Origin of the sequence: Natrinema sp. 1APR25-10V2 (assembly GCF_031626495.1) — an archaeon.
In the GTDB taxonomy this organism is placed as follows: Archaea; Halobacteriota; Halobacteria; order Halobacteriales; family Natrialbaceae; genus Natrinema.
Map to the genome: position 1 here is coordinate 1 of NZ_JAMQOJ010000003.1, position 23900 is coordinate 23900.

At 64.6% G+C, this 23900-nt stretch carries 24 protein-coding genes and 1 pseudogene; 16 read left to right on the plus strand and 9 right to left on the minus strand.

The window, feature by feature from the left end:
* Together NDO75_RS09340 and NDO75_RS09345 are read left to right on the plus strand one after the other, a co-directional pair.
* A partial coding sequence (locus NDO75_RS09340) for an integrase core domain-containing protein (protein WP_310906775.1) occupies positions 1 to 119 on the plus strand: 119 nt, incomplete at its 5' end.
* 187 nt (positions 120 to 306) lie between these two features.
* On the plus strand, positions 307 to 660 hold the full coding sequence (locus tag NDO75_RS09345; protein WP_310905893.1) for a hypothetical protein: 354 nt from the start codon (positions 307 to 309) through the stop codon (positions 658 to 660).
* A 26-nt stretch (positions 661 to 686) separates the two neighbouring features.
* Here the strand turns inward: NDO75_RS09345 and NDO75_RS09350 are convergent, their stop codons facing one another.
* On the minus strand, positions 687 to 1391 hold the full coding sequence (locus NDO75_RS09350; protein ID WP_310905894.1) for a DUF1405 domain-containing protein: 705 nt from the start codon (positions 1389 to 1391) through the stop codon (positions 687 to 689).
* 98 nt (positions 1392 to 1489) lie between these two features.
* Here NDO75_RS09350 and NDO75_RS09355 point away from each other — a divergent pair, with 98 nt between their 5' ends.
* The 3 genes from NDO75_RS09355 to NDO75_RS09365 all read left to right on the plus strand — a co-directional run bounded on the left by NDO75_RS09355 (position 1490) and on the right by NDO75_RS09365 (position 4161).
* Positions 1490 to 2275 (plus strand): acetoacetate decarboxylase family protein, encoded by a 786-nt coding sequence (locus tag NDO75_RS09355; RefSeq protein ID WP_310905895.1) that lies wholly within the window; start codon positions 1490 to 1492, stop codon positions 2273 to 2275.
* Positions 2276 to 2393: 118 nt separating this feature from the next.
* Positions 2394 to 3302: a pyridoxal 5'-phosphate synthase lyase subunit PdxS gene (pdxS, locus tag NDO75_RS09360; protein ID WP_310905896.1), complete on the plus strand. Its 909-nt coding sequence runs from the start codon at positions 2394 to 2396 to the stop codon at positions 3300 to 3302.
* 94 nt (positions 3303 to 3396) lie between these two features.
* The gene (locus NDO75_RS09365; RefSeq protein WP_310905897.1) at positions 3397 to 4161 is read left to right on the plus strand and encodes a hypothetical protein; all 765 of its coding nucleotides are present in this window, start codon (positions 3397 to 3399) and stop codon (positions 4159 to 4161) included.
* A gap of 33 nt (positions 4162 to 4194) precedes the next feature.
* On the opposite strand, the gene NDO75_RS09370 is transcribed toward NDO75_RS09365, so the two are convergent.
* From NDO75_RS09370 to NDO75_RS09390, 5 genes are all read right to left on the minus strand, one after another.
* Positions 4195 to 5715: a hypothetical protein gene (locus tag NDO75_RS09370; RefSeq protein WP_310905898.1), complete on the minus strand. Its 1521-nt coding sequence runs from the start codon at positions 5713 to 5715 to the stop codon at positions 4195 to 4197.
* A 141-nt stretch (positions 5716 to 5856) separates the two neighbouring features.
* A complete protein-coding gene (locus NDO75_RS09375) occupies positions 5857 to 6252 on the minus strand; it encodes a hypothetical protein (RefSeq protein ID WP_310905899.1) in 396 nt (131 codons plus the stop codon).
* A gap of 84 nt (positions 6253 to 6336) precedes the next feature.
* Positions 6337 to 6684: a hypothetical protein gene (locus tag NDO75_RS09380; protein WP_310905900.1), complete on the minus strand. Its 348-nt coding sequence runs from the start codon at positions 6682 to 6684 to the stop codon at positions 6337 to 6339.
* Positions 6685 to 6687: 3 nt separating this feature from the next.
* A complete protein-coding gene (locus NDO75_RS09385) occupies positions 6688 to 7566 on the minus strand; it encodes a homoserine kinase (RefSeq protein WP_310905901.1) in 879 nt (292 codons plus the stop codon).
* Positions 7567 to 7620: 54 nt separating this feature from the next.
* Complete coding sequence (locus NDO75_RS09390; RefSeq protein ID WP_310905902.1) at positions 7621 to 10758, minus strand: methyl-accepting chemotaxis protein; 3138 nt, start codon at positions 10756 to 10758, stop codon at positions 7621 to 7623.
* Positions 10759 to 11192: 434 nt separating this feature from the next.
* Here NDO75_RS09390 and NDO75_RS09395 point away from each other — a divergent pair, with 434 nt between their 5' ends.
* The 3 genes from NDO75_RS09395 (at position 11193) to NDO75_RS09405 (ending at position 15670) form a co-directional block, all read left to right on the plus strand.
* A complete protein-coding gene (locus NDO75_RS09395) occupies positions 11193 to 12545 on the plus strand; it encodes an ABC transporter substrate-binding protein (RefSeq protein ID WP_310905903.1) in 1353 nt (450 codons plus the stop codon).
* Between the two features lie 238 nt (positions 12546 to 12783).
* On the plus strand, positions 12784 to 14112 hold the full coding sequence (locus NDO75_RS09400; RefSeq protein WP_310905904.1) for an ABC transporter substrate-binding protein: 1329 nt from the start codon (positions 12784 to 12786) through the stop codon (positions 14110 to 14112).
* Positions 14113 to 14335: 223 nt separating this feature from the next.
* On the plus strand, positions 14336 to 15670 hold the full coding sequence (locus NDO75_RS09405; protein WP_310905905.1) for an ABC transporter substrate-binding protein: 1335 nt from the start codon (positions 14336 to 14338) through the stop codon (positions 15668 to 15670).
* Between the two features lie 43 nt (positions 15671 to 15713).
* Here the strand turns inward: NDO75_RS09405 and NDO75_RS09410 are convergent.
* Both NDO75_RS09410 and NDO75_RS09415 read right to left on the minus strand, forming a co-directional pair.
* Positions 15714 to 16004, minus strand: a pseudogene (locus NDO75_RS09410) (MFS transporter); the annotation flags it as partial.
* 222 nt (positions 16005 to 16226) lie between these two features.
* Positions 16227 to 16808 (minus strand): DUF6149 family protein, encoded by a 582-nt coding sequence (locus NDO75_RS09415; protein ID WP_310905906.1) that lies wholly within the window; start codon positions 16806 to 16808, stop codon positions 16227 to 16229.
* 292 nt (positions 16809 to 17100) lie between these two features.
* On the opposite strand from NDO75_RS09415, the gene NDO75_RS09420 reads away from it, so the two are divergent.
* The 7 genes from NDO75_RS09420 (at position 17101) to NDO75_RS09450 (ending at position 22658) form a co-directional block, all read left to right on the plus strand.
* A complete protein-coding gene (locus NDO75_RS09420; protein ID WP_310905907.1) occupies positions 17101 to 18339 on the plus strand; it encodes an FAD-dependent oxidoreductase in 1239 nt (412 codons plus the stop codon).
* A gap of 201 nt (positions 18340 to 18540) precedes the next feature.
* Positions 18541 to 18744, plus strand: a complete 204-nt coding sequence (locus tag NDO75_RS09425; RefSeq protein ID WP_345784897.1) for a GMC oxidoreductase — start codon at positions 18541 to 18543, stop codon at positions 18742 to 18744.
* 238 nt (positions 18745 to 18982) lie between these two features.
* Positions 18983 to 19204: a hypothetical protein gene (locus NDO75_RS09430; RefSeq protein ID WP_310905909.1), complete on the plus strand. Its 222-nt coding sequence runs from the start codon at positions 18983 to 18985 to the stop codon at positions 19202 to 19204.
* A gap of 69 nt (positions 19205 to 19273) precedes the next feature.
* Positions 19274 to 19684 (plus strand): hypothetical protein, encoded by a 411-nt coding sequence (locus tag NDO75_RS09435; protein ID WP_310905910.1) that lies wholly within the window; start codon positions 19274 to 19276, stop codon positions 19682 to 19684.
* A gap of 97 nt (positions 19685 to 19781) precedes the next feature.
* A complete protein-coding gene (locus tag NDO75_RS09440) occupies positions 19782 to 20696 on the plus strand; it encodes a helix-turn-helix domain-containing protein (protein WP_310905911.1) in 915 nt (304 codons plus the stop codon).
* Positions 20697 to 20871: 175 nt separating this feature from the next.
* Positions 20872 to 21789 (plus strand): ABC transporter ATP-binding protein, encoded by a 918-nt coding sequence (locus tag NDO75_RS09445; protein WP_310905912.1) that lies wholly within the window; start codon positions 20872 to 20874, stop codon positions 21787 to 21789.
* Positions 21786 to 22658 (plus strand): ABC transporter permease subunit, encoded by an 873-nt coding sequence (locus NDO75_RS09450; RefSeq protein WP_310905913.1) that lies wholly within the window; start codon positions 21786 to 21788, stop codon positions 22656 to 22658. Before NDO75_RS09445 ends, NDO75_RS09450 begins: the two co-directional genes overlap by 4 nt.
* A 56-nt stretch (positions 22659 to 22714) precedes the next feature.
* On the opposite strand, the gene NDO75_RS09455 is transcribed toward NDO75_RS09450, so the two are convergent.
* Positions 22715 to 22987, minus strand: coding sequence for a hypothetical protein (locus NDO75_RS09455; protein ID WP_310905914.1), 273 nt, complete (start codon positions 22985 to 22987; stop codon positions 22715 to 22717).
* A gap of 123 nt (positions 22988 to 23110) precedes the next feature.
* Between NDO75_RS09455 and NDO75_RS09460 the strand changes: the two genes are divergently transcribed.
* Positions 23111 to 23647, plus strand: coding sequence for a DUF5815 family protein (locus NDO75_RS09460; RefSeq protein WP_310905915.1), 537 nt, complete (start codon positions 23111 to 23113; stop codon positions 23645 to 23647).
* Positions 23648 to 23900: the final 253 nt, after the last annotated feature.

Consider the following 23900-nt stretch of genomic DNA (forward strand, 5'->3'; position numbering starts at 1 on the left):
CATGGGTGGGCAGTCGAGCGAGCGCCAGAGAATGGATTGAACAATTCGTACACTACTATAACACGCAGCGACCACACCAATCATTCAACGGACAGACACCAGCGGAGGTTCTAAACTAGACAGTACCTGACGAAGTATTTCGTTGGTTTTCTGGCTGATCGTTTGGGGAAGTACGGTATTACGTCCGATATCTTGAAGGTAACAGAATATTTATGACGGCTTCAGCCAACTGGTAATCGTGCTCTGCTGAAGTCGATCCGCGCCGATGCGTCGCTGGCCGTCGCGTAAGCCGAGTACAGAGCACCAATGAAGACAGACATCTCAGACGTCAACACCGTCGAAACCGATGCCACGCTCCCGACGAACACGGTATTCGAGCTCTTGCTCGAGGAGCAGCGTCGGTACGCGCTGTATTACCTGTCACGGAAAGTGGGAGCAGTGAGCGTCGAGGACCTCGTCGATCGGATCGCCGACCGCGAGGGAGAGCGAACTCGCGAGCGCATCGAACAGCTCACCGTCGAGTTCCACCACAATCACCTCCGAAAGCTCGTCGACTCGAAGGTGCTGCGGTACGACGCGGACGCGGGAACCGTCGAGCGCCGGGCCGCGGCTCGCTCGCTCGATCCCTACCTCGAGCTCGCGTTCGTCACCGACCTGTAGGCGAACCCGGTCGCTCGAGTCGGCTGCTACGCTCGACTCCCGGCCGCTTCGCACTTTTTGACGCGGATCGCTAGCGCGAGAAACAGTGCCAGGAGGACGAAAGTGACTTCGCCCGCGGCGATTACGCCCAGCGCGTCGGCCTCGAGGAACATCGCCGTGCTTCGGTCGACGGGGATGATCGTGTGATGTGGTTCCCCGACGATCGGAACGAAGTAGTCGACGATCAGGTTGCTCCAGTACCAGACGGCGGCGACCGCCACCGCCCAGACCGGGAAGTCGGAGATCCGATGGAGGACGAACGCCTGGACGACCATCGCGAGGTGGCTCCAGAAGAGGAAGTGGTACATCCAGACGGGGAGGTACGCGTAGGCGTCGGCGAAGGCGAGCAGCGTGTACGGCGTCCACAGCCCCAGCACGACGTTGCCGAAAAACGCCAGCGCGGTCAGCCACGGCTGTTCGCGACCCAGCTTCCAGGCGCCGATCGCCAGCGCGACGAACAGCGTCGCGAGCGGGCTGTCGGGCACCCAGGGCCACATCGCGGCGGGCGTCAGTGCGAACTGTCCCGAGTAGTACCAGAAGCCGAAGGCCGTCCCGGCGAGGTTGATCGCCACGACGAGCCACGCGAAGCGTAATCCGAGGTTCTCGAGCGTGCGCGGTACGGGCGCGAGATACGCCGGAAGCGACTCGCCGTCCCCGCGTTCGCGGTCCGCCAGCTGAGTCGACGCGGTCATCGTCCGGCGCGACGGCCGGAACCCGCAAAACAGTAGCGGTCTCGACACCTGGGCCGCGAACCCGTATCACTACGTCGATCCCCGTCGTACCGTCGGCTATGACTACCGTCGAACCGACGCGCCGACGGCTCTCGACCGGCCACGAGGTCGAACTGCCGCTCGAACTCGCCTTCGCGATGGGCGGCGTCACCGTCCCTGCCCGTCGCGGTCGCCTCGAAGCGATCCTGCCGGACGGCCTCTCGTCGCTCGCGATCGCACCCGGCGTCGGCTGCGTCGCTCTCGTCGGAATCCAGTATCACCGCGTCGGCGGCGGGTCGACTCGGGCCGGGGCCGCCGACGAGGAGCGTGAGCGCGAACCCGGGCTCGAGCCCTACGACGAGTTCGCCGTCATCGTACCAGCGGTCCACGGGGGCCGAACCGATCTGCCCGTCGCGCAGCTTTCGGACGGCGATATCGGCGGCTACGTCCACTGGCTGCCCGTCACGACCGATCCCTCGGTCGCCCTCGGCCGCGAGCTCTGGGGATATCCCAAGGAACGGGCCGATATCACGGTGACCGACGGACCGAACGGGATCCGCGCCGTCGTCGTCGGCGGTCGCTACGGCGAGCGCGAGGGGGCCCGGCTCGAGGTCGCCCGTCCCCGCTCCGACCCTCGCCGGCGCGACTGGACGATGGCGAGCTACACGACGGTCGACGGCGACCTCCTGCGGACGCCGGTGCGGATCGAGGGCGAAATTGCGCTCGGGCTCGGTGTCGCCGGGACGCGCCTCGAGATCGCGCCGTCCCTGCGACGGGAGCTCGGACTCTGGCAGCGGCCGCTGACCCGGCTGTACGGTTCTCGCGTCCGGGCGCGCCTGTTCGAGGGCGAGCAGATACGCGGGTGATCGACGGTCCAGTCCGGCTGCCGGAGCGGCCGACGAGCGCTGCCGAACGATTCCGGCTCCCGCGGTTGAATCGTCCCCAAAGAACACGCGTAAGTACGGCCGCTCCTAACCGCGGAGTATGACGGAAGACACCGATCTCGAGGAACTGCGACGCGGGACCGATCTCGTCAAGCGCGGGTTCGCCCGGATGCAGAAAGGCGGCGTCATCATGGACGTCGTCGACCCCGAACAGGCCCGCATCGCCGAGGAAGCCGGCGCAGTCGCGGTGATGGCGCTCGAGGCCGTCCCCGCGGACATCCGCAAGCGCGGCGGCGTCGCCCGGATGGCCGACCCCGCCGACGTCGCGGAGATCGTCGAGTCGGTTTCGATCCCCGTGATGGGCAAATCCCGAATCGGCCACACGAAGGAGGCCCAGATCTTAGAGGCCGTCGGCGTCGACATGATCGACGAGTCCGAAGTGCTGACGCCTGCCGACGACGCCTACCACATCGACAAGCGCGACTTCACCGCGCCGTTCGTCTGCGGCGCGCGCGACCTCGGCGAGGCCCTGCGCCGGATCGACGAGGGCGCGGCGATGATCCGGACCAAAGGCGAGGCCGGCACCGGCGACGTCAACCAGGCCGTCCACCACCAGCGCACCATCAAGGGCGCGATCCGCAAGCTCGAGGGCATGAGCCACGAGGAACGAGAGGCCTACGCTCGCGAGATCGAAGCGCCCGCGGATCTCGTCCACGAGACCGCCGAGATGGGCCGTCTTCCGGTCGTCAACTTCGCGGCGGGCGGGATCGCCACCCCCGCAGACGCCGCGCTCATGATGCACCACGAGTGCGACGGCATCTTCGTCGGCAGCGGCATCTTCGGCGCGGAGAACCCGCCCGAGATGGCCGAAGCGATCGTCGAGGCGACGAACAACTGGGACGACCCCGAGACGCTGGCGGAGATCTCGAAGAACCTCGGCAAGAGCATGAAAGGCGACGCGAACGTCGACCTGCCGGAAGAAGAGAAGCTGCAGGGTCGGGGCGTCTGACTGACGTCGAGGCCCGTTTCCGAACACTAGCATTTCTAACGGACGACCGATCGGCAAGCACGCTCGTTATCTCCGGCTACAGCGTACCGATCACATGACTCAGACGACGTCTCAGACCGGCTCCGAGCGGCTCGCCAATGGACTCACGGCGGGAATCGAGCGCTCGCTCGAAGAGCCCGCGGCCGACGGATCGAAGGCGGCAGCGGAACTCATAGATGTCGTCGGGGAGATCGACGACCTCCTCGAGACGATCGATTTCGAGCGGCTGCCGGACGCTATCGACGCGTCGGCCCTGCCGGATCTCATCGAATCGGACCGAATTCCGGACGCGATCCGCGAACGGAATCCGGACCTGGCCCTCGATTTCGGATCGATCCGACGCGTTATCGTTCTCCGAGAGCTCTGGAACGCCGTCGATCTCGTCGGTTTCCAGCGGGAACTGCGCCACCTCAAGCGCGAACTCGAGGACGTCGTCGGCCCTGACGCGTTCGGATCGTCCGGTGACTCCGAGGCGGCAGCCGAAATCAGGAACTTCGTCGCCGAAGTGAAACCGGACGCGACGAACGCTGCGCTTCAGCAGGAGGCCAAAAAAGGCGCTAAAACGGCCCGCAAAGGAGTCATCGACGGTCATTCGAAATTCGAGGAGCTGTACGAGTCGACGCAGCGCGGCTCTGGCTACGCCGGTCGGCGGCCGGTTTCGAAGAACCCGACTGCGGTCTCGTCGGTGCCGTACGGTCCGCTCCCGGCCGGCGTCTCCACGAGGGTCTCGACGGTGCCGGCGAACGTTCGACACGCGAAGGTCGATGCGCTCCCGCGGATCTACGGTCGGCGCTGGCGGAGCGTCGCGGACCGGCCGTAACACTGGGCCGTCAGTCGAGACTCGGCTCGAGGCTCAATCGTCGATCGACAGTTCGTATGCGGTTACGTCGAAGTAGCGGAGATGCAACCCGGACTCTGAAGCGACGTCGGCGGCGGCAATCCGATCGTCGTACGCGATCACGCCGGGCCTGATGTTGCCGACGTCGACGTGATCGGCGACGATGCTTCCCTCGATCGTGGGTGTCCCCTGGACGGAGGCGTTCGAATCCGGCGCGTAGACCAGCGCGGCGAGCGTCGGTTCGCCGGTCGCGGTCGTCACTGTTCCGGTGGCCGAGACGAGCAACTGCGTCTGCCCCGGGTTCGACACGTTCCCGATTACGGCGTCCCCGCGCGCCGAGACGGGACCGTCGACGGCGATCGTCAGGTCGTTCTCGCCCTCGACGCGGAGTTCATCTTCGTAGTTCGGATCGCCGATGGAGTTGCGGACGACGACCTCGATGTCTCCGTCCGACGTGTCGAACGTGTGTGCGTCGTCGATCGTGTCGACGCAGTAGCGACCGGGCTCGGTTATCTCGCGGTCGAGATCGTCGAATCCCACCTCCTCGCATCCCTCGACGAGCGCGTCGACGTACGCGTCGGCCGACGGATAGTCGTAGCCCGTCTCGAATACGCTTCCATCGACCCGCTCCTCGTCGACGGAGTCCGCTCTCACGTCCCCGTCGATCCGCGGCGCGTTCCGATGGATGTCGACCTCGTGGGCGGCGATGGCGCTGTCGACGGTGCCGATCGCGGGTGGAACGAGCAGCTCGAATCGCATGCGATCGGCTCGCCCCGCCGAACATCGTTCGGTGACGCGTCCGGGGACCGTCGCTTCGATCTCTCGCTCCCAGCCGTCGCAGTACGCGCTCTCGATTTCGATTCGAACGACGCCGGCACCACCCCCCACGGACCGATTGCGCCTGCGGAGATCGACGTGGGCCGGCGACCCGGACTGGCGAACGACGCCGTCGACGCCGTCACCTCCGCTTCGCGCGTCGGTCAACCGAACGATGGGAAACGTCAGCGTCTCGTCCCGATACACGAGTGGTGGCGAGGAGACGGAAACGGTTCCGGTTTCATCGGATCGCCACAGTCCGCCGCCCTGCGACGCGATTTCGATGTCCCCGTTTGTGTACCGGAGCGCACCGAGCGATTCGTCGTACAGGACCTCTGACCCCGAGGCGGTTTCGCGGACGATCCGCACGCGGCCGGCGTCCTCCCGCGTCTCGATCGTCCCGTCACCGACCGCGTCGATCGAGACGGGGACTCGATCGCCGCCGGCCACGGTCGCGGTGTGGGTTGCGTGCGTGAACTCGAGCATCGATTGCTCGGCGTGTTCGGTCTCGATCGCCGTCTGCTGAGCGTCGAGACTGTCCGTACCGAAAACGACGATTCCGACGCTCGCAACGGTAACGGCACCGATAAGCAGAACGAATCCGAGTACGTGAGCCTGTCCTCGGATGCCGGACCTCCCCTTCCGCAGCGCCGAATCGATCTCCTGTGAACCGTCGGTTCCCCTCTCCTCGCCTCGACCGCGTCGACGTGTCTCCCCCATTCATGAACTAAATCCTGAAACTCATATATGGTTATAAATCGGATACGGACGGTAGCTGCCGTCTACCGATAGGCTAGGAAAATGGTAACGCGGCTGACTGTCGGAAAACGGACGTGCCGATCAGGGATCGGTCGGCGACCGTTACTCGGACAGCCGCTCCCGACACTCGCGCGCGAACGACCGAATTCGCGGCGTCGCGTCGGCGGTCAGTAGCACGGCGATGCTCCGTCGGTCGGCGCAGAGAAGGTGGACGACCGAGACGTCGTCGTAAGCGCTGACGACCGTTCGCGGCGTCGCATCGATCGACGACGCCTCCTCTCGAGCGGCCGCTCGAACCCGCTGCTTCATCTCTTCGCGGACGATCTCGAACTCGTCGCGTCGCACGTCCGATCGGTGGTAGCGGACGTCCCAGCCGGACTCGCCGTACTCGACGACGCATCGCAGGTCGGCTCCAGCCCGATCTTCGAGACGGTCGACGAGGTCGTCGCCGTCGTCCCCCTCCAATTGCGCTCGAATCTCCCGATCTGTAACTGACATCCCGAGACTAATTCACTGCTTTCGACACGTAGTAACGGCGTTCCTAGAAGCTCCGATCGAGGGAGTAATACGTTGTTTCTTCCGTCACGGTCTGCCTTCGAGCTCCGGCCTCACAGCCGAGACCACTACGAGGACGACGAGATACGCACCCAGCGCACCGATCCCTGCCGAGAGGATACTCGAGGGTGCAACGACGATCCCGACGCCGACGATTCCGAACGCAGCCACGAGCGTTCCCGCCTGGACGGCCGGTCGCTCCCAGTAGTATCGGACGGTCTCGCTGTGGCTGAACGCGACGGCCTCGAAGACGAGCGTTCCGAGGCCGCCGACTGCAACGAACACGCTCGACGGCGATGCGTTCGCAACGGCGAGACCGCCGACGAATGCCGCCAGTGTGACGACTGCGAGGACGCCGTCTGTCGTCCGGCTCATCTGCTAGCGATAGAGCCGCGCGCCTTCGCCGACCGCGGTCTGGTAGGCTCGACTCTCGATGCCGGCGGCGTCGAAGGCGTCGACCATCGCCGAGGCGATCGCCCGTCGGTCGCGGCGGTGACAGACCGCCAGCACGCCGGGGCCGGCACCGCTGACGGTGACGCCGGTCGCGCCCGCCTCGAGTGCGGCCTCGCGAACCCGGTCGTAGCCGTCGATGAGCTTGGTCCGTTCGGGCGTGACGATGGCGTCGTTCATCCCCTTCCCGACGAGATCGGGGTCGTTCCGGGTCATACCGACGGTCAGCGTGGCGGCGTTGCCGACGGTGTCGACGACCTCGTCCATCGCGGCCGATCTGGGGACGACGCCGCGCGCGTCGCGCGTAGAGACGGACGTCTCGGGCAGACAGGCGACGACGGGGACCGAGGCGTCGACCTGCGTGACGCCGTCGTCGGTGACGATGGTGAAGCCGCCGAGCAGCGATGGAGCGACGTTGTCCGCGTGGGCCTCGCCGGAGACGAGCGCCTCGCCCTCGGCGGCGACGGGGACGAGTTCCCTTCGAGTACGACCGCGATCGTAGAGGGCGTTCAGGGCGACGGCCGCTGCGGCCGCGCTGGCGGCCGACGAGCCGAGCCCCGAGGAGGGCCGGACGCCCTTGTCGATTCGGATACGGGCCGGGGCGTCCAGGGCCTCGGCGACCGCACCGACGGTGTTCTTCTCGGGGTCTTCCGGAATGTACTCGCTACCAGCACCGGTGACCGTAATCGTCGTCTCCGGGGCGCGTTCGACGCGAATCACGTCGGCGGGCGTCCCGAGAGCGACGCCGAACACGTCGAAGCCACTCCCGAGGTTCGCACTCGTCGCGGGTGCCCGCACGGTGAGCATGCCGATTCCTTCCGAGACTGCAGGCAAAAAGGTAGCGAACGAAGACGGCGGCCGTTATTCGTCTTCGGTGGTCGTTCCGAAGGTGAACACGTCCTCGCTCTCGGCCGCGCCGTCCGTGTCGTCTCCATCGTCGTCGCTTTCGGAGTCGTCAGTCGCGGCCGCGTTCGCACTCGAGTCGTCGTCGCCGTCGCTGCTCTGGTCGGCCGCGTCAGCCGCCGCTTGTGTGTCAGGTTCAGCGTCGGCGTCACCCGGTTCGCTGTCGCCCGGCCCGAGCGGCTGTGCGGCCGCGTCGTCGGCATCAGCCGTCGGTTCGTCCGTGGATTCGTCGTGCGTCACGTCGTCAGCTTCGGCGTCGTCCACGAGCGAGTCGACCGCAGTGTCGTCGGCGGACGCCGTCGCGTCCGACTCCTCGCCGATCGGATCAGTCGACTCGGTCGGCGCGGCGGAACCCTGATCGCCGTCCTCGAGGCCGAGGATCTCGTCCGCACCGAGCTCGGCGTTCTGGCTGTCGGTTGCGGACGCGTCCGTCGCCTCGCGAGCCGCGTCGTCGGTCGCCGGCCCGGCTTCGAGCGGTTCGTCGCTCGAGCCAGCCTCGACTGCGTCGGTCGCCGGCTGATCGGTGTCGAGTTCGTCGCCGGCCGGTGTCTCCCCGATATCGAGTCCGGCGTCGGTGCCATCGTCGAACGCGGCCGGTGCATCCGCGCCGGTTTCGTCGGTATCGGCGTCGGCATCGAACGTAATCCCGCGGCCCTGATCGGTCGCGTCGTCGCCAGCGTCCGCGTCGACGTGGAACTGCGACTCGGTCGGTAGCTCCTCGTCGGCGTCGAACGACGACGTGAGATCGACATCCTCGCGGTCGACGTCGGTGTCGAACAGGTCGAGCGCTTCGGACAGCTGTGCGGCCTGCTGGGAGAGGCTCGAGGCGGACTTCGTCACTTCGGTCAGTGCGGTGGTCTGCTCTTCGGCTGCAGCGGCGACGTTCTCCGCCTCGGAGGTCGTCTCGTCGGAGATCGTCGCTGCGTCGTCGACCATCGCGACGACTTCCTGGGTGGAGGCCGCCTGCTCTTCGGTCGCTGCGGAGATCTCCTGGACGCCCACGTTGGTTTCCTGGGCGAGTTCGGCGATCTCTTCGAGCGCCTTGACCGCTTCCTCGACCTGCTCGCTGGCGTTTTCGATGTCGTCACTCGTGCCTTCGACCTCGGCAGCGGACTCTTCGGTCCGATCGCGGATCGCCTCGAGCCGGTCTTCTGCCTCGTCGGCCGCCTGCGCGACGTCCTCGGAGAGGGCTTTGACTTCCTTCGCGACGACGGAGAACCCTTCGTCGTCGCTGCTGCCGCCCGCGGAACGGGAGGCCTCGATGTTGGCGTTCAGCGCCAGCATGTTGGTCTGACGGGCGATCTCGGAAATCGTGTTGATCAGTTCGTCGATCTGCTGGACCTCCTCTTCGAGCCGACGGATCTCGGCGACGGCGCTGCCCGCTTCGGTCTCGATCTCCTCCATCGCGGTGATCGCTTCCTGGGCGGCTTCCTGCCCGTCTTGGCCGGTGTTGACGGTTTGCTCGGCGATGTCGGCCACCTCGTTCGAGGAGGCGGCGATCTCTTCGGTCGTCGTCGAGAGGGCGCTCATCTCCTGGTTGACCAACTGTAGCGACTCGTTCTGTCGGTCGGCACCGTCGGAAATCTCCTGGATGGAGCCGGTGACCTGCTGGGAGGCCGAACGGACCTCCTCGCTCGAGGCGGTCACCTGCTCGGAGGCGGTCGCGACGTCGGTCGCGAACCGGTTGAGCTCGGCGATGGTTCGCTCGATCTCGTCGAGCATGTCGTTGAAGTCCTCCCCGATCTGTTCCATCTGCTCGTTGTCGCTCTCGACGTTTGCGCGAGCAGTGAGATCGCCGTCCGCGGCAGCCCCCATGACTGCACAGTACTCGGCGGCTTTCTCCTCGAGGTGGTCGTTGATCTCCTGAACGCGTTCGCGTTCGCGTTCGGCCTCCTCGCGGGCGGCCTCGGCTTCCCGAATCTGTTCGCGCAACGCGTCACGCATCGAGTCGAAGCCGTTGTAGAGCCGGCCGATGTTGTCGATCCGTTTGGTCTCGAGGTCGACGTCGAGGTTCCCCTTCTCCATCTCGGCGGCTTTGCCGGTGAGGCGGTCGATCGAGACGGCCGTGTTGCGTCCGAGAACGGCACCGACCGCACCGATCATGAGGACGCCGAGGATCGTCGCGTAGATACCGTATTGGTTAATCGTGTTGACGAACCCGAGCGCCTGGCCGGCGGGCTCGTGGGTCACGACGACCCAGTCGGTCCCGAACACGCGCGCGGAACTCGTGACGTATTCGTCACTATCGAACTCGTATGCGCCGCCGAAGCTCAGCGACGAGCCGGAGATTCGCGACGTGGTCGCCCCCTCGGTTCGGGCCGCCTCGAGGAAGCTCGTATTGCCGCCGTACGTGGTGCCGAGCGTCGCGTGGCTGTGGTCGCCGCCGTCGCCGTGAGAGTCCCCTTCACCGTGGTGGCTTTCGGCCCCGTATCCGGCGTTGTCGAGCATGATCTCGTTGTCACCGTCGACGACCATCGTCGTGACGCCCTCTTTGTCCTGTAGCTGGTTCGCGTACGCCTCGAGGTCGGCCGTGTAGACGATCGCACGGTTCTCGTTCGCGGCGGAAATCTGGACGTAGGTGATGACGGTAGTGTTCTGTCCGAACTCGCCCTGCGCGACGTAGGCGTCCGAAACCCAGGGGACGTTCGCCGTCGCCTGCGAGTAGGCCTCGCTCGGGACGTTGTTCAGTTCGCTGGTCGGCACGCCGCGGTAGGCTCCGTTGGTGCTGGCGGTCACCGTCTCGTTGGTGAGGTCGACGTAGGAGATATCGAACGTGTCCGTATCGAGGTGTTCCTGCCAGTCGAGGAACCGGTGTTGGATCGCTTGCGGATCGTCACTGGCGACGACGTCCGATCTGACGATCGACCCGACCGTATGTTCGTTCTGCTCGTTCCACATCTGCAGACTCTGTGCTTCCTGACTGGCCGAAGACGCGTGATCGGTCTGGACGCGATCCTCGACTTGGTTAGTGATTCCTGCAGTTGCCCCGTATCCGATCAGGCCGACCGACAGCCCGAGAATAAGCAGCGCGATCCCGAACTTGACCGCGTACCTGCGTCGGATAGCTGTCGGTACCAATCGTCTAGCGATATCCATCGATAGAACACGCGTGATGTTGTCACTACATAAATGATGTTCCGCGGTTATCGGAGTTGATAATCGAGAGACGGGAGGTACTACGAGCCACCGACATGTATTAAGAGATTAATGAAGGTAATTTGGGTATTTGTCGCTGCTCTTCGCTTGGGTCTGCATTCTCGACGAATCTCACCCGTTTTCGCGATTCGTGACGGTGAGCCTTCGGCCCGGATGTCCTTCCCGAGTGCTGCTCTTTCCTCGCTTCCGCTCATCGTCGCGCCAGTACGCGTTCATTCTCACTTATATGTTAATACTATTATCGTCTATTCGTCCAATATATACCAGAATACAGCACCATATGTTCGATATACGTGCCTAACTTCAATTCATTCTATCCACGAATTGTAAACTATCCAAAACTCTTAAACAGTGGTGAGTTTACGTCTGATAGTATGGGGAAACCTACATCTTCGACAGTAAACGAACGTCTCTCTCCGCTAAGTACCCTCTCGCAGGACCCGAATCGGCGTCGTTTCCTCAAATCTACGGCCGGCGGTGCGGCGAGTCTCACGCTCGCCGGCTGCCTAGATACGGCCACTAGTCTCGCCGGCGGTAGCGGCGACGTCGACCCGGTCACGATCGGCGTTCTCGCGCCGAATCCGGACAGCGACTTTATCGGCCAGTCGATGGCGCGCGCAGCACAGGTCGCCGTCGACACCCTCAACGAAAACGGCGGGGTTCTCGGTAGAGACGTCGAACTCGTCGTCGGCGACACGAACTCGAGTCCGCTCGAGGCGCGTCGCCAGTATCAGCGGCTCATTCTCGAAGAGAACGCTGACGTCACGGTTGGCGTCTTCGCCAGCGCGGCACTCGAGAACATCATGGGCGACATCGCCGAACAGCAGACGCTCCACCTCACCTCTGGCTCGGCGACGACGACGCCGAGTCGGCTGATCGCCGAGGACTACGACCGATACAAATATCACTTCCGCGTGGGTCCGGGAAACAACCGCGATCTCGCTCGGACACAGATTAACTTCTTGGACGATATGGGGACCGAGATCGGCTGGAACTCGATCGCGCTCCTCGCGGAGGACTACGAGTGGACCGAGGGGCCGTGGGAGGTGTACCAGAACCGGCTCTCGAGTACCGGCGTCGACGCCGTGATGCAAGAGCGGTATCCGGCGGCGATCGACGACTTCTCGAGTCTCTACAACGAGGCCGAAGCAGCGGGTGCGGATGCGGTGTTTATTTCGACAGCACATACCGGGAACGCCGCGTTGCTCGACTGGTCGTACCCGAACCGTCCCGAACGCCCGCCTCGACCCCGAGGGTTCGCGTTCGGGGGCATCCACGTCCCGATGCAGTTGCCGAATTACTACCGGCAAACGGGTGGAGCATGTCGTTTCGGAGTCGCCTCGACCAGTGCGACAGCACAGAGCGAATTCTCGGGTACACAAGAATTCGTCTCGGCCTACCAGAACGCATACGACGGTGACAAGCCCGTCTATACGGGATACCACACCTACGATGCGGTCTCGCTGTTCGCCCAGATAGCCGAACGAGAAGGAACGCTCGATTCCGAGAAACTAATCCCCGCGCTCGAGAACGTTTCGTACGACGGCGTGGCCGGGACGGTCGAGTTCTACGGTCGCGACCACGAGTACCCGCACGACCTTCGGTACGTCGACGACGAGTGGCTCTACTTCCAGTGGCAGGAGAACGACGAGGGCGGGGGCGTACAGGAGATCATCTGGCCCGAGAAAGAGGCGACCAGCGAGTACATCCCTCCGGTCTGGCTCTGACGGAACGATAGGGTTCGCCGACTCTGTCGGTCGGCGCTCGAATCCGTCGGACCGAACGGTTCAATCCAAGTCGAAATGCCCTATTTCGTTCCTCTTCGCACTGCTCCGTTTAGAGGTCTGTATACCCGTTCTCGAGGAAATATATTCAGTGTGTCATTTCGAGCAATGGTTGTTGAGATATAATGTATGGTGCTCTTCCACAACCATTAAGATATGTAGGGAGAGACGACAGTGCAGTATGCCTGAACGCGCGCGTCGCAGCGGGAACGCGGATACCGGCTCCGTTTCCGATGCACGACTGGGTGCTCCGGATCGGCGAACGCTCCTCAAAACGACGGCAGCCGGCGCTGCGGCGGTCTCAGCTGCGGGCTGTCTCGAGACGGCTGGGTCGATCGTCGGAAGCGACGACGTTGAACCGGTGACGGTCGGGGTTCTCGCACCGAATCCGGACAGCGACTCCATCGGCCGGTCGATCGTTCAGGGTGCACGGATCGCCGTCGACGAACTGGGGAAGATTAACGGCCGCGACGTGGAGATGGTGGTCGGCGACACCAATTCGAGTCCACAGGAGGCTCGCCGTCAGTATCAGCGGCTCGTCCTCGAGGAGGGTGCCGACGTCACGGTCGGCATCTCCACGAGCGAGGCGCTCGTCCCGCTGATGGAAGACATCGCCGAGCAGGGGACGCTCCACCTCACGGCCGGGTCGGCGACGACGACGGCCAGTCAAAAGGTAAACGAGGAGTACGAGAAGTACAAGTACCACTTCCGCGTCGGCCCGGTCAACGGTTCGAACCTCGCGCAGGCCCAGATCGAGTTTCTGACCGAGAAGGGGGACGATATCGGCTGGGACTCCATCGCCGTGCTCGCCGAAGACTACGACTGGACCGAGGGGCTGTGGGCGTTCTATCAGAGCCGCTTCAGTGACCTCGACATCGACGTGACGATGTGGGACCGGTATCCGCCGGCGACCGACGATTTCTCCTCGATCTACGACGATGTCGAGGCGTCAGGTGCTGATGCGGCGTTCATCTCGACGGCTCACACCGGTACCAACGCCATACTCGACTGGGGACCGGCGGAGCGGGAGTTCGCCTTCGGCGGCATTCACGTTCCGATGCAGCTCCCATCGTACTACCGGATGACTGACGGCGCGTGCCGGTTCGCCGTCGGCTACGCCAGCGCCACGGCGACGAGCGAACTCACCGACAAGACGCAGCCGTTCGTCGAGTCGTACCAGAACAGGTACGGTGGGCAGAGCCCCGTCTACACCGGCTTCATCGCGTACGACGCGATCAAACTGTTTGCAGACGCCGCCGGGCGGGCCGGGACGGTCGACTCCGAGACGCTGGTCGGCACGCTCGAGGATACCAGCTTCACCGGAACGACTGGTACGATCGCGTTCCACGAGCCGGACCACCAATTCGCTCACGACGTCATCTACGGGGAGGAGAACGTCCACCCCATCTACTTCCAGTGGCAGGAGACCGACGAGGGCGAGGGGGTCCAGGAGGTCATCTGGCCCGATCAGCATTCGTCCGCCGAGTACGTCGATCCGAACTGGTTCTAGGGGCTGTTCCAGGGGCACTCGTGGGGGAGCGACGGTTCCGCGACGGCTCTCGCCGAGAACTGCGTTGATTTCGTTAGGCGTGGTCACTCCAGTAGCGATGTGTCCGGTTCTGATCGGCTTTCCAACTGGTCTGCAGCCATTTCTAGCATGTTGATTGCTACCACCCACTCTTTGGTAAGTTGCCACAAATGTTAAGATATCGAAGGCAAAATGACTGGTCGAGATGCATGAATGTGGTGGGGCTGATGACGAACCAAGCCTCGCGACCGACCAACGGACTCGACGAAGCGGTCTCCAGCGACGACACGTCCTCGCGACGGCCGGCAGCGCGGCCAGCCTCTCGACCGCCGGGTGTTTAGGGACGCTCGGCTCGATCGCCGGGGGATCCGGGAGCGAGGACCCGATCACGATCGGGGTTCTCGCGCCGAACCCGGACAGCGACTTCATCGGTCGATCGATGGTACGCGGTGCACAGGTCGCCGTCAACGAACTGCAGAATTCGGGAGGAATCAACGGTCGAGATGTCGAGATGGTCGTCGGCGACACGAACTCGAGTCCGCTCGAGGCGCGTCGCCAGTATCAGCGGCTCATCCTCGAAGAAGATGCGGACGTTACGGTCGGTGTCTTCGCCAGTGAATCGCTGATGGCTCTCATGGACGACATCGCAGAGCAGGAGACGATTCATCTCACGTCCGGTGCGGCGACGGCGGAGGCGAGTCGACTGGTCAGCGAGCAGTACGACAAGTACAAGTATCACTTCCGTGCGGGGCCGACGAACAACTACGACCTCGGCAGGACGCAGGTCGACTTCGTGGACGCGATGGGTCCCGAAATCGGCTGGAACTCCGTCGCCGTGCTGGTCGAGGATTACCAGTGGACCTCCGAGCCGTGGACGGTCTACCAGGACCGACTCGCGGACACGGGCGTCGACGTCGTGATGGAAGAACGGTATCCGCCGGCGACCGACGACTTTTCGGGAATATACGACGAGGTTCAGGCGGCAGGGGCAGACGTGGCATTCACCACGATGGCCCACACCGGGACCGCCGCGCTGCTCGACTGGGTGACGCCCAGGCCGCGTCCGTTCGCGTTCGGCGGGATCCACGTCCCGATGCAGTTGCCGGGCTACTACGACATGGTCCGCGGTGCCTGCCGCTTCGGCGTCGGGCAGTCCAGCGCGACGGCGGAGAGCACGATCACCGAGAAGACACAGCCGTTCGTGCAAGCGTATCGGAACCAGTTCAGCGGAAACAATCCCGTCTACACGGGCTATCACGCGTACGACGCGATCGATCTGTTCGCGAACAAAGTCGAGAAGACCGGCTCGCTCGACTCGGACGCCCTGATTCCGGAGCTGGAGGCCGCGTCGTTTACCGGGACCACCGGCACGATCGAGTTCTACGACAAGGATCACGAGTTCGCCCACGACCTCAAGTACATAGAAGACGAGACCGTCTACTTCCAGTGGCAGGAGAACGACGAGGGCGAGGGTGTACAGGAGATCATCTATCCCGAGAAACACGCGACCTCGGAGTACATCGCGCCGCCCTGGCTCTGACTCCCGCAGCAGAGCGCCTTTTTTCAGCCGTCCTTCGACGCCGTCAGTCGTCCGCGTTCGCCTCGAGCGTGTCTCCGACTGTCGTGAACCGACCACCGCCGACTACCAACGCGCTCGCGAGGAGCCCGCCTACAACCGCGAAGCTACCGATCACCGCGAAGAACAGCGTTTGCGAGAGTTCGCCCAGGACGAACCCGCCGACGGCGATGCTCGCCGAGCCGAATCCGAACTCGGCGAGATAGGTGTAGCCGTAGGAGAGGCTGCGGGCGTCCGGCGGCGTGTAGACCGCGACGGCGTTCTGGTAGAACGGCTGGATGGCAAAGAGGAAGAAGCCGAGGAGCGCACAGAGTGTGACGATCGCGCGGCAGCGTCGCGGCCGCTGCGAGAGACGTTCGTCGACGCATTACCGACGGAAACCATCTGATCGTATTATCGGTACGAGCGAGTTACTGTATCCACGCCATGAAGAATGTCGACCGTTCGCGGCGGTAACCGGTTCGTATCGTTCGAATCGAGGTGGGCCAGTGACGGGTCCGCATGCGCGGCCTCCCTCGAGTCAGTCGTCTTCGTTCTCGACGACCTGCGAAACGTCTACGTCTTCGGGCTCCTCCTGACCACCGACGATCAGCTCCCCGTCGTCGGTCTCGACGTAGACGTCGTCGGCGAAGCCACCCTCCGCGTGGGGATGCTCGGGTTCCGCGAGCTTCTCGGGCGTCGAGGGGGCCTCGGGGAGTCCGTCCGGCGGCGCGAACTGGCCCAGTGGCTCGTCGATCGTCACGTCCCAGCGCTCGAAGAACTCGCGGTAGCGATCGTAGTGGGTCTCGAGTTCGTCGGCGGGGAACTCCATCATCTCGGTCCAGCCGTGGTTGTAGAAGTCGAAGTTGGCCTGAATGTGGGTGATCTCGCGGGCCTCGGCTTCGGAGTAGCCCTCCTGGAGCGCCCGCAGGTAGCTGTCCATCGTCGCGTCGAAGAGGCCGTCGAGGTGGGGTTTTCGCTCCGCTGCGTGGGCGGGATCGGCCTTGCCGGCGAAGATTTTGGTGTGGAGTTTAACCAGCCCCGAGTTGGCGACCGAGCGGATACCCGGCGTCTCGAGGGCCTTTCGATAGGCGAAGTGTTTCGCGTTCTGGCGGAGTTTCATGCTACCGTGTTAGAAGCAGCCACTAAAGAACGGTTCGGACAACAATGTTAAATCACCCATCGGCCGAATCCCTCACTCGTTCGTGGCGGCCGATCGGCCACAATATGGCGAATCGCGTCCGAGATGGCAGCAAGCCTTGCTCTCTCGAGGCTGCCGTCGAAACGTTCGTCTCCGAATACAGTTCAGTAAACGTATTCGCCTCACAGTTTACGATCGTTGTGTCGTGACACCACGTCCGGCAAAATGGACGAGATAGCAACCCACTTTAACCCGCATTACGAACGTTCGGGATATGACTCAGTACGTCATCATCGGTGACGGGATCTCGGGCAGTTCGGCCGCCGAGACCCTCCGGGAGGAAGACCCGGACGCGAAGATTACCGTCATCACCGATGAGGGGGAGCCACTGTATAACCGGATTCTGATCAAGGAACACGCGAAAGGAAAACTCCCCGAAGCCCCCATCTCGATTCACGACGAAGAGTGGTACGAGGACCGCGATATCGACCTCTCGTTGAACACCCACGTGACGAGCGTCGATACGGACGAGAAGGTCGTCTACACGCATTCGAGCGGCGACATCTCGTACGACAAACTGCTGGTCGCCACCGGCGGAACGCCGACGCAGTTGCCGGTCGACAACAGCGACGCCGACGGCATCCACCACTTCTGGACGTTCCAGGACGCCCGCGGTATCCGCGAGCACGCCGAGCGCGCCGACCGCGGCGTCATCGTCGGTGCCGGCCTGCTCGGCATCGACTTCGCGGCCGTCTGCGGCGCGCAGGGCATCGAGGCCGACTACCTGATGCGCGGCGACCGCTGGTGGCGATACGCACTCTCCGGCGACGGCGCGGAGATCATGCACGAAGGCATGCGCGAGGTTGGCGTCGAACCCGTCTTCGACAGCGGCGTCGATCACTTCGAGACCGACGACGAGGGCCACGTTACCGCCGCCGTCGACCCCAACGGCGACCGTTACGACTGCGACTTCGCCGGCGTCGCCATCGGCCTGACGTTCAACACCGAGTACCTCCGCGGGGCCGGCCTCGAGGAGGACAACGGCATCGTCGTCGACGAGTACATGCAGACGAACGTCGACGACGTCTACGCCGCGGGCGACATCACTCGGTTCTACGACGTGCTCCTCGGCGAGCAGGCCCAGAACGGTTCGTGGGGCTCGGCCAAGGAACAGGGTCGGGTCGCCGCGATCAACATGGCCGCCGACGACGAGGCCGAGGAGTTCCAGTGGGTCTCCTCGTACTCCATCACACACTTCGACTTCCCGTTCCTCTCCTTTGGCCACCCGACGCTGGGCGACGAGCACGCCGAACGGAAGTACAGCGACACCGAGTGGCGACGGATCGCGTTCAAGGACGGCAAGATCGTCGGCGGGGTGCTCATCGGCGACCTCTCCCCGCAGAGCAAGTACAAGCAGTTGATGCGCGAACAGCGCCCGGTCGCCGATCAGGCCGAGGTCCTCCTCGAGAAGCAGGTCGACCTCGACGAACTCGCCCCGGCCCAGGAACAGTAAGTCGGTGTCGCCGGTCGGACGGCGCTCCGTTTTCGCGGTGGTTCGGTCCGGATTTCGCTCGCCGCAGTCTCCAATCTCCGACCCGTCTCGGCCGAGAGCGGCGGGGCTCGCACCGAACGTGACGAGAGACGGATAACGAACGAGAGACGATAGGCTCAACTCCCGCGGGCCGCCGGGGCCGAGCACGTCCACCGGACGAACATGCCGCCGTATCTCATCCACAGCACGATGGCTATGGGGCGAGTCGTCGACGAGGGCGGCGAGGCCTACGACGTCGACCGGCTGTTCGTCGGCGACCACAGCGCGATCCCCAACGCTTTGGGCGGGCAGAACCCGACCCACACCGGGCAGGCGCTGGCGCTTCGCACTGCCGAGGCGGTCTACGACCGGTACTTCGGCCGGTAACGAGACCGGTCGCGCGCTCGTTTTTCTCGATCCGATCTCGAGCGAGCGCGACAGTCGGACGATATTGCTGGTGTCCGGAACGGCGGCTCCGGCCGCCGATCGCGACGGTTCGGACGTTGCTGTGGAAGATATCGGATTTATAGCCGATGGAGTGGACGACCGTGGCGTACAGGGGGGCGGCAACCGGCGCTCGGTGCACGAATATTAAGTCCGTGCGGCACGTGTGCCTCGATATACCATGTCTACAAGTAACACGGCCATGCCGCGGCTACGAGTACGCGAGGTCGAGACGGTCGGCGCCGCCGACGCGGTCACCCACGTCGACGAACTGAGCGAGGAGACGTTGCAGCGCTTCTACGAGGTCGTCGAGTCGGGACCGGTGACGGGTCTGGAGGACGCCTCGCTCGAGCCGGGTGAGGTGATCGTCTTCACGGAGTACTACCGCGTCGAACGCGCCTGAGTTGTTCGCCGCGGTCTCGGCTGTGCCCGTATCGAAGTCGTTTTCCCGGCCGCACGCGTTCGATGACGCATGAACGGCGACAGCGACATGACCCTGGCGTTCGAACTCGAGGCGCTCAAAGAGCTCGCCTCGCCCGAGCGCGTGTTCGAAGACGCCAGAGGCTGGACCGAGTACATCGGGGTCGTCTCCGAGAAGCCGACCTACGTCGTAACGAACTTCACGCGGAAGAACCGCATCCGACAGGACTTCTTCTCCGGCCCCCGCGGGAAAGCGGAGAGCCTCGAGGGCGTCAAAGATCAGTTCGACACCGATCGCTACGTCTACATCGGTGCCAGCGACGAGGACGAGCAGTTGGCCGACGAGGTCGACTGGGAGTACCTCGCCGTCGAGGACGCCGCCGAGGCGGCCGACTGGATTCTGGCGACCCACGCCGACGACGACGAAGAGGACGCGGAGCCGGTCCGGGACGACTGGCCCTGACCGGCCGTCCTACCCGCCAGCGACGATCGCTCTTTCTATCCTCTCTGGGGTGTGAATACACGATTATGTGGACGACCGACGAGTGGAGGCACGACCGATGAACCCGCCGGACGACGTTCGGATCGATCAGGAAACCGTCGACGCACTCGGCGCGCTCGGCAACCGGACCCGCCTCGAGATCCTGCTCGCGCTCGTCGAGGCCGAGCGGGAGCAGCGAGAGCAGCCCCTTCCGATGCCGTTTACGGCGCTGTACGACGCTGTCGACGTCGACAGCACGTCCCAGTTCTCGTATCACCTCGACCGCCTCGTCGGCCGGTTCGTCGCCGAGACGCCCGACGGCTACCGGCTGACGTACGGCGGCACCAAGATCGTCCGGACGATCCGTTCCGGACTGTACGAGAGCACGCACAGCTTCGACGACGTGGCGGTCGGCGGTGCCTGCGTGTTCTGCGGTGGGAACTCGCTCGTCGCGACGGTCGACGACGAGCGCTTCGTGGTCCGCTGTGAGCCGTGCGAGGCGGCCCTAGTGACCGACCTCCTGCCCAGAAGTCAGACGCGAAACCGGTCGGCCGAGGAGATCGTCGACAGCGTCGGTCATCGGATCTGGAGCACGTACGCGCTGGTTCGGGGCTCGGTCTGTCCGGAGTGTTACGGTCCGGTCGACACCACCGCCGTCGAACACGACCACGACGGCCGGACGCTACACACGCTCGAGAGCACGTGCCGCGAGTGTCGGTTCACGGTACACATGCCGATCGAGGTCTCGGCGGCGTTCCATCCCGTCGCGCTCGAGTTCTTCTGGAACCACGGCATCTCCCTGCCGGATACCCCGATCTGGGAGTTCTTCGAGTACGTCGTCACGGACGCGATAACGACCGACATCGCCGCTCTCGACCCGCTCGAGGCGACGTTCGAGATCACGTTCGGCAGCGAGACGCTTCGCCTCGAGATGGACGACTCGCTCGCGGTCGTCCCGGTGGCGGCCGCCACCGAAGCGATCGGCGACGACTGACGAGTCGGCCCCACCTCCTCGCCACGTTCGTCCGGTCGGCTCAAACATATTTGAGTAGTATCGCTGTCGTTATGTTGGCATAACGACAATACTTATCGTAGTCGATGCGTATGAGCGCGTATGCAGCACGGCTCACCGACACTGCGGGGTACGACGGCGTACCGGGGGCTCGAGTATGGCAGCAATTGAACTCGAGGGGCTGACGAAGCGCTTCGGCGACGTCGTCGCGGTCGACGGGCTCGATCTCACCGTCGAGGAGGGCGAAATCTTCGGCTTTCTGGGGCCAAACGGCGCGGGGAAGTCGACGACGATAGACATCCTATTGGACTTCATTCGCCCGACCGGCGGGACCGCGACCGTGCTGGGCTACGACGCCCAATCCGAGGGGCTGGCCGTCCGAAGTCGGACCGGCGTCCTACCGGACGCCTACCACGTCTACGACCGGCTCACCGGCCGCCAGCACGTCGAGTTCGCCATCGAGATGAAAGGCGTCGACGACGACCCCGCGGCGCTTCTCGAGCGGGTCCGAATCGCCGACGCGGCCGATCGGAAGGCCGGCGGCTACTCGAAGGGGATGCGCCAGCGGCTGGCGCTGGCGATGGCGCTGGTCGGCGATCCCGATCTGCTCGTCTTAGACGAGCCGTCGACCGGCCTCGACCCGAACGGCGCTCGAGAGATGCGCGAGATCATCCGCGAGGAGAACGAACGCGGGACGACCGTCTTCTTCTCGAGTCACGTCATGGAGCAGGTCGAGGCGGTCTGCGACCGCGTGGCGATCATCGACCGCGGTCGGCTCGTCGCCGTCGACACGATCGACGGGCTCCGCGACGCGACCGAGACCGGCGAGATGCTGTACGTCTACGTGTCGGAACTCGACGAGGGCGTCCTCGAGCGGGTCCAGCGGCTCGAGGGCGTCAGTAGCGCGTCGATCGACGACGGCCGGCTGCGGGTGAGCGTCGACGGCGTCTCGAAGTTCGCCGCGCTGGACGCCATCGACGAGGTGGCCCCGGTGCAGGACTTCTCGGTCGTCGAGTCCTCGCTCGAGGACCTGTTCGTCCGCTACACGAACGAGGGTCAGGAGGTGGAGGCATGACCTGGGCCGTCGTCGCGAAGAAGGACTTTCGGGACGCCGTCCAGTCGCGGGCGCTGTGGGCGCTCGTGACCGTCTTCGTGCTCCTCTCGATCATCGCCACGTACGCCTACGTCGAGGTACCCCAACTGTTCGGCTCGCCCGCCGGCGCGACGTTCGGCGGGCTGCTCTTCTTTACGGTCGGACTCGTCGGGCTGTTCGTCCCGCTCGCGGCCATCGTCGTCTGTTACAAGTCCCTCGCCGGCGAGCGCGAACTCGGGAGCATCAAGCTGTTGCTCTCCTTGCCGACCACGCGCGGACAAGTCTTCGCCGGCAAGGTCGTCGGCCGGGCCGCCGTCCTCGTCTTCGGCCTCGGCGTCGGTCTCCTCGTCGGCCTCGGGGTCGGTGCCGCCTTGCTCGGCGAGATCGATGCCCTGGCGGCCGTGACGTTCGTCCTGGTCACGCTGGCCTTCGCGGCCGTCTACGCGACGATCGTCGTCGGCCTCTCGGCGACGACGGGGTCGACGTCGCGCGCGACGACGCTGGCGCTCGGCTTCTTCGTCGTCTTCGAACTGCTCTGGGATGCGATTCCGATGGGGATCCTCTACGTCGTCAACGGATTCGCGCTCCCGACGACGATGCCCGATTGGCTGTACCCGCTGATGCAGGTCTCGCCGTCCGCGGCGTACTTCTCCGCTATCGTCGCGCTGTTGCCCGATATCGCCGCGACGGTCGGTGCCGACCCCGCCCAGTCGGGCGCCGGCGTGCAGGCGTCCGCCGACGCGGCCGAGCCGTTCTACTCGAGCCCCGAGATCGGCCTCGTCGTGCTCGCCCTGTGGCTCGTCGTCCCGCTGGCCGTCGGTTACTCTCGGTTCGGCGGCTCCGATCTTTGATCGCTCTCGTCGCTCGTTCGGCAGCCGTCCATCTCACGGGCCGTCACCCGCGGTAGTCAGACCGTGTCGTCGGGCGCGTGTTCGTCCGCCATCCGCGCCGCTTCGTCGGCGTATCGGTCTCGGACGGCCGCCTCCTCGACCGTCTCGAGATCGCTGGGCGAGACGTCCTTGGCGGCGGTCACCGTCGCCCCCTCGAGGGCCTGTGGTGCGAGTTCCCGCCGGTAGACTCCCTCCCCGTCGGGCGTCGCGTACTGGAGGATCACGAGGTCGCGGTTGGTGTAGCCGCGCTCGACGAGCCACACGCGAACGGTGTCCGTCTCCGATGGCATGGCCGAACACACCAGCACCGCGCGGTTAGTCTTTGGCCTCGATGGCCGTGCGCGAGACCGCTCGCCGCTCGAGCGATGGCCCGAGTCGTCGGCCTTATGGCCGTCCCGCCCGAATTTCGCCCAATGACAGCCCCCAGCGCGCCGGGTGCAAGCGGTGGCGATCGGCTCGAGCTCCCCTGCGGGGAGACCGTCGATCCCCACGAGATCGATCTGGGGATGCGCGAGTACCGGTGTCCCTGCGGCGAGACTCACGCCGTCGTGACCGACGTGCATCCGCCCTCCCGGTTCTTCCCGGAATCGCTCGTGGCCGTGCTCGAGGAGACGATCGACACCGACGACGAGTTCGAGTCGTTCGGCACGCCCCACCTGCTGGGGATCGTCTTGGAGGAGTTTCCCGAGAAAGTCGCCGTCCACGACGCGAGCGACGACGGGGCCGTCGGCTACACTCTGTTGTGGATGACCGACTTCGACGCCCGGCGGCTTCACGAGGTCGTCGTGGAACTCGTCGTGGAACTCATGGAACACGCGGTCAGCCACGCCGAGGACGACGCCGCGATCACCGAGTTCGAGTCCCAGATGCTCGAGTTCGACGTGAGCGAGTTCGTCGACCAGTACCGGCGACAGCGGAATTTCGAGAGCGAACACGATCGGCCGCTGTAGTCACGATCGCGAGTCGACTGACCGCGAAACGAGCCGGCCGTGAGGCCGGTGATCCGATCCCGTTTGAAACCGTTTTGCAGAGTGAAACGGATACGCCGATCTCGCGGGACCCGTCACGGTCCGCGTTCCGCCGCTCGCGTCGTTTTTCGGCCGACGAACGGCGTTCCACGTAGCAGATCGCACTTTAAACGCTGTACGGCCGGTTTCTTCGCTCGTCCCAGCGTGTCGGACCGGAATAGCCGCCACTCGCCAC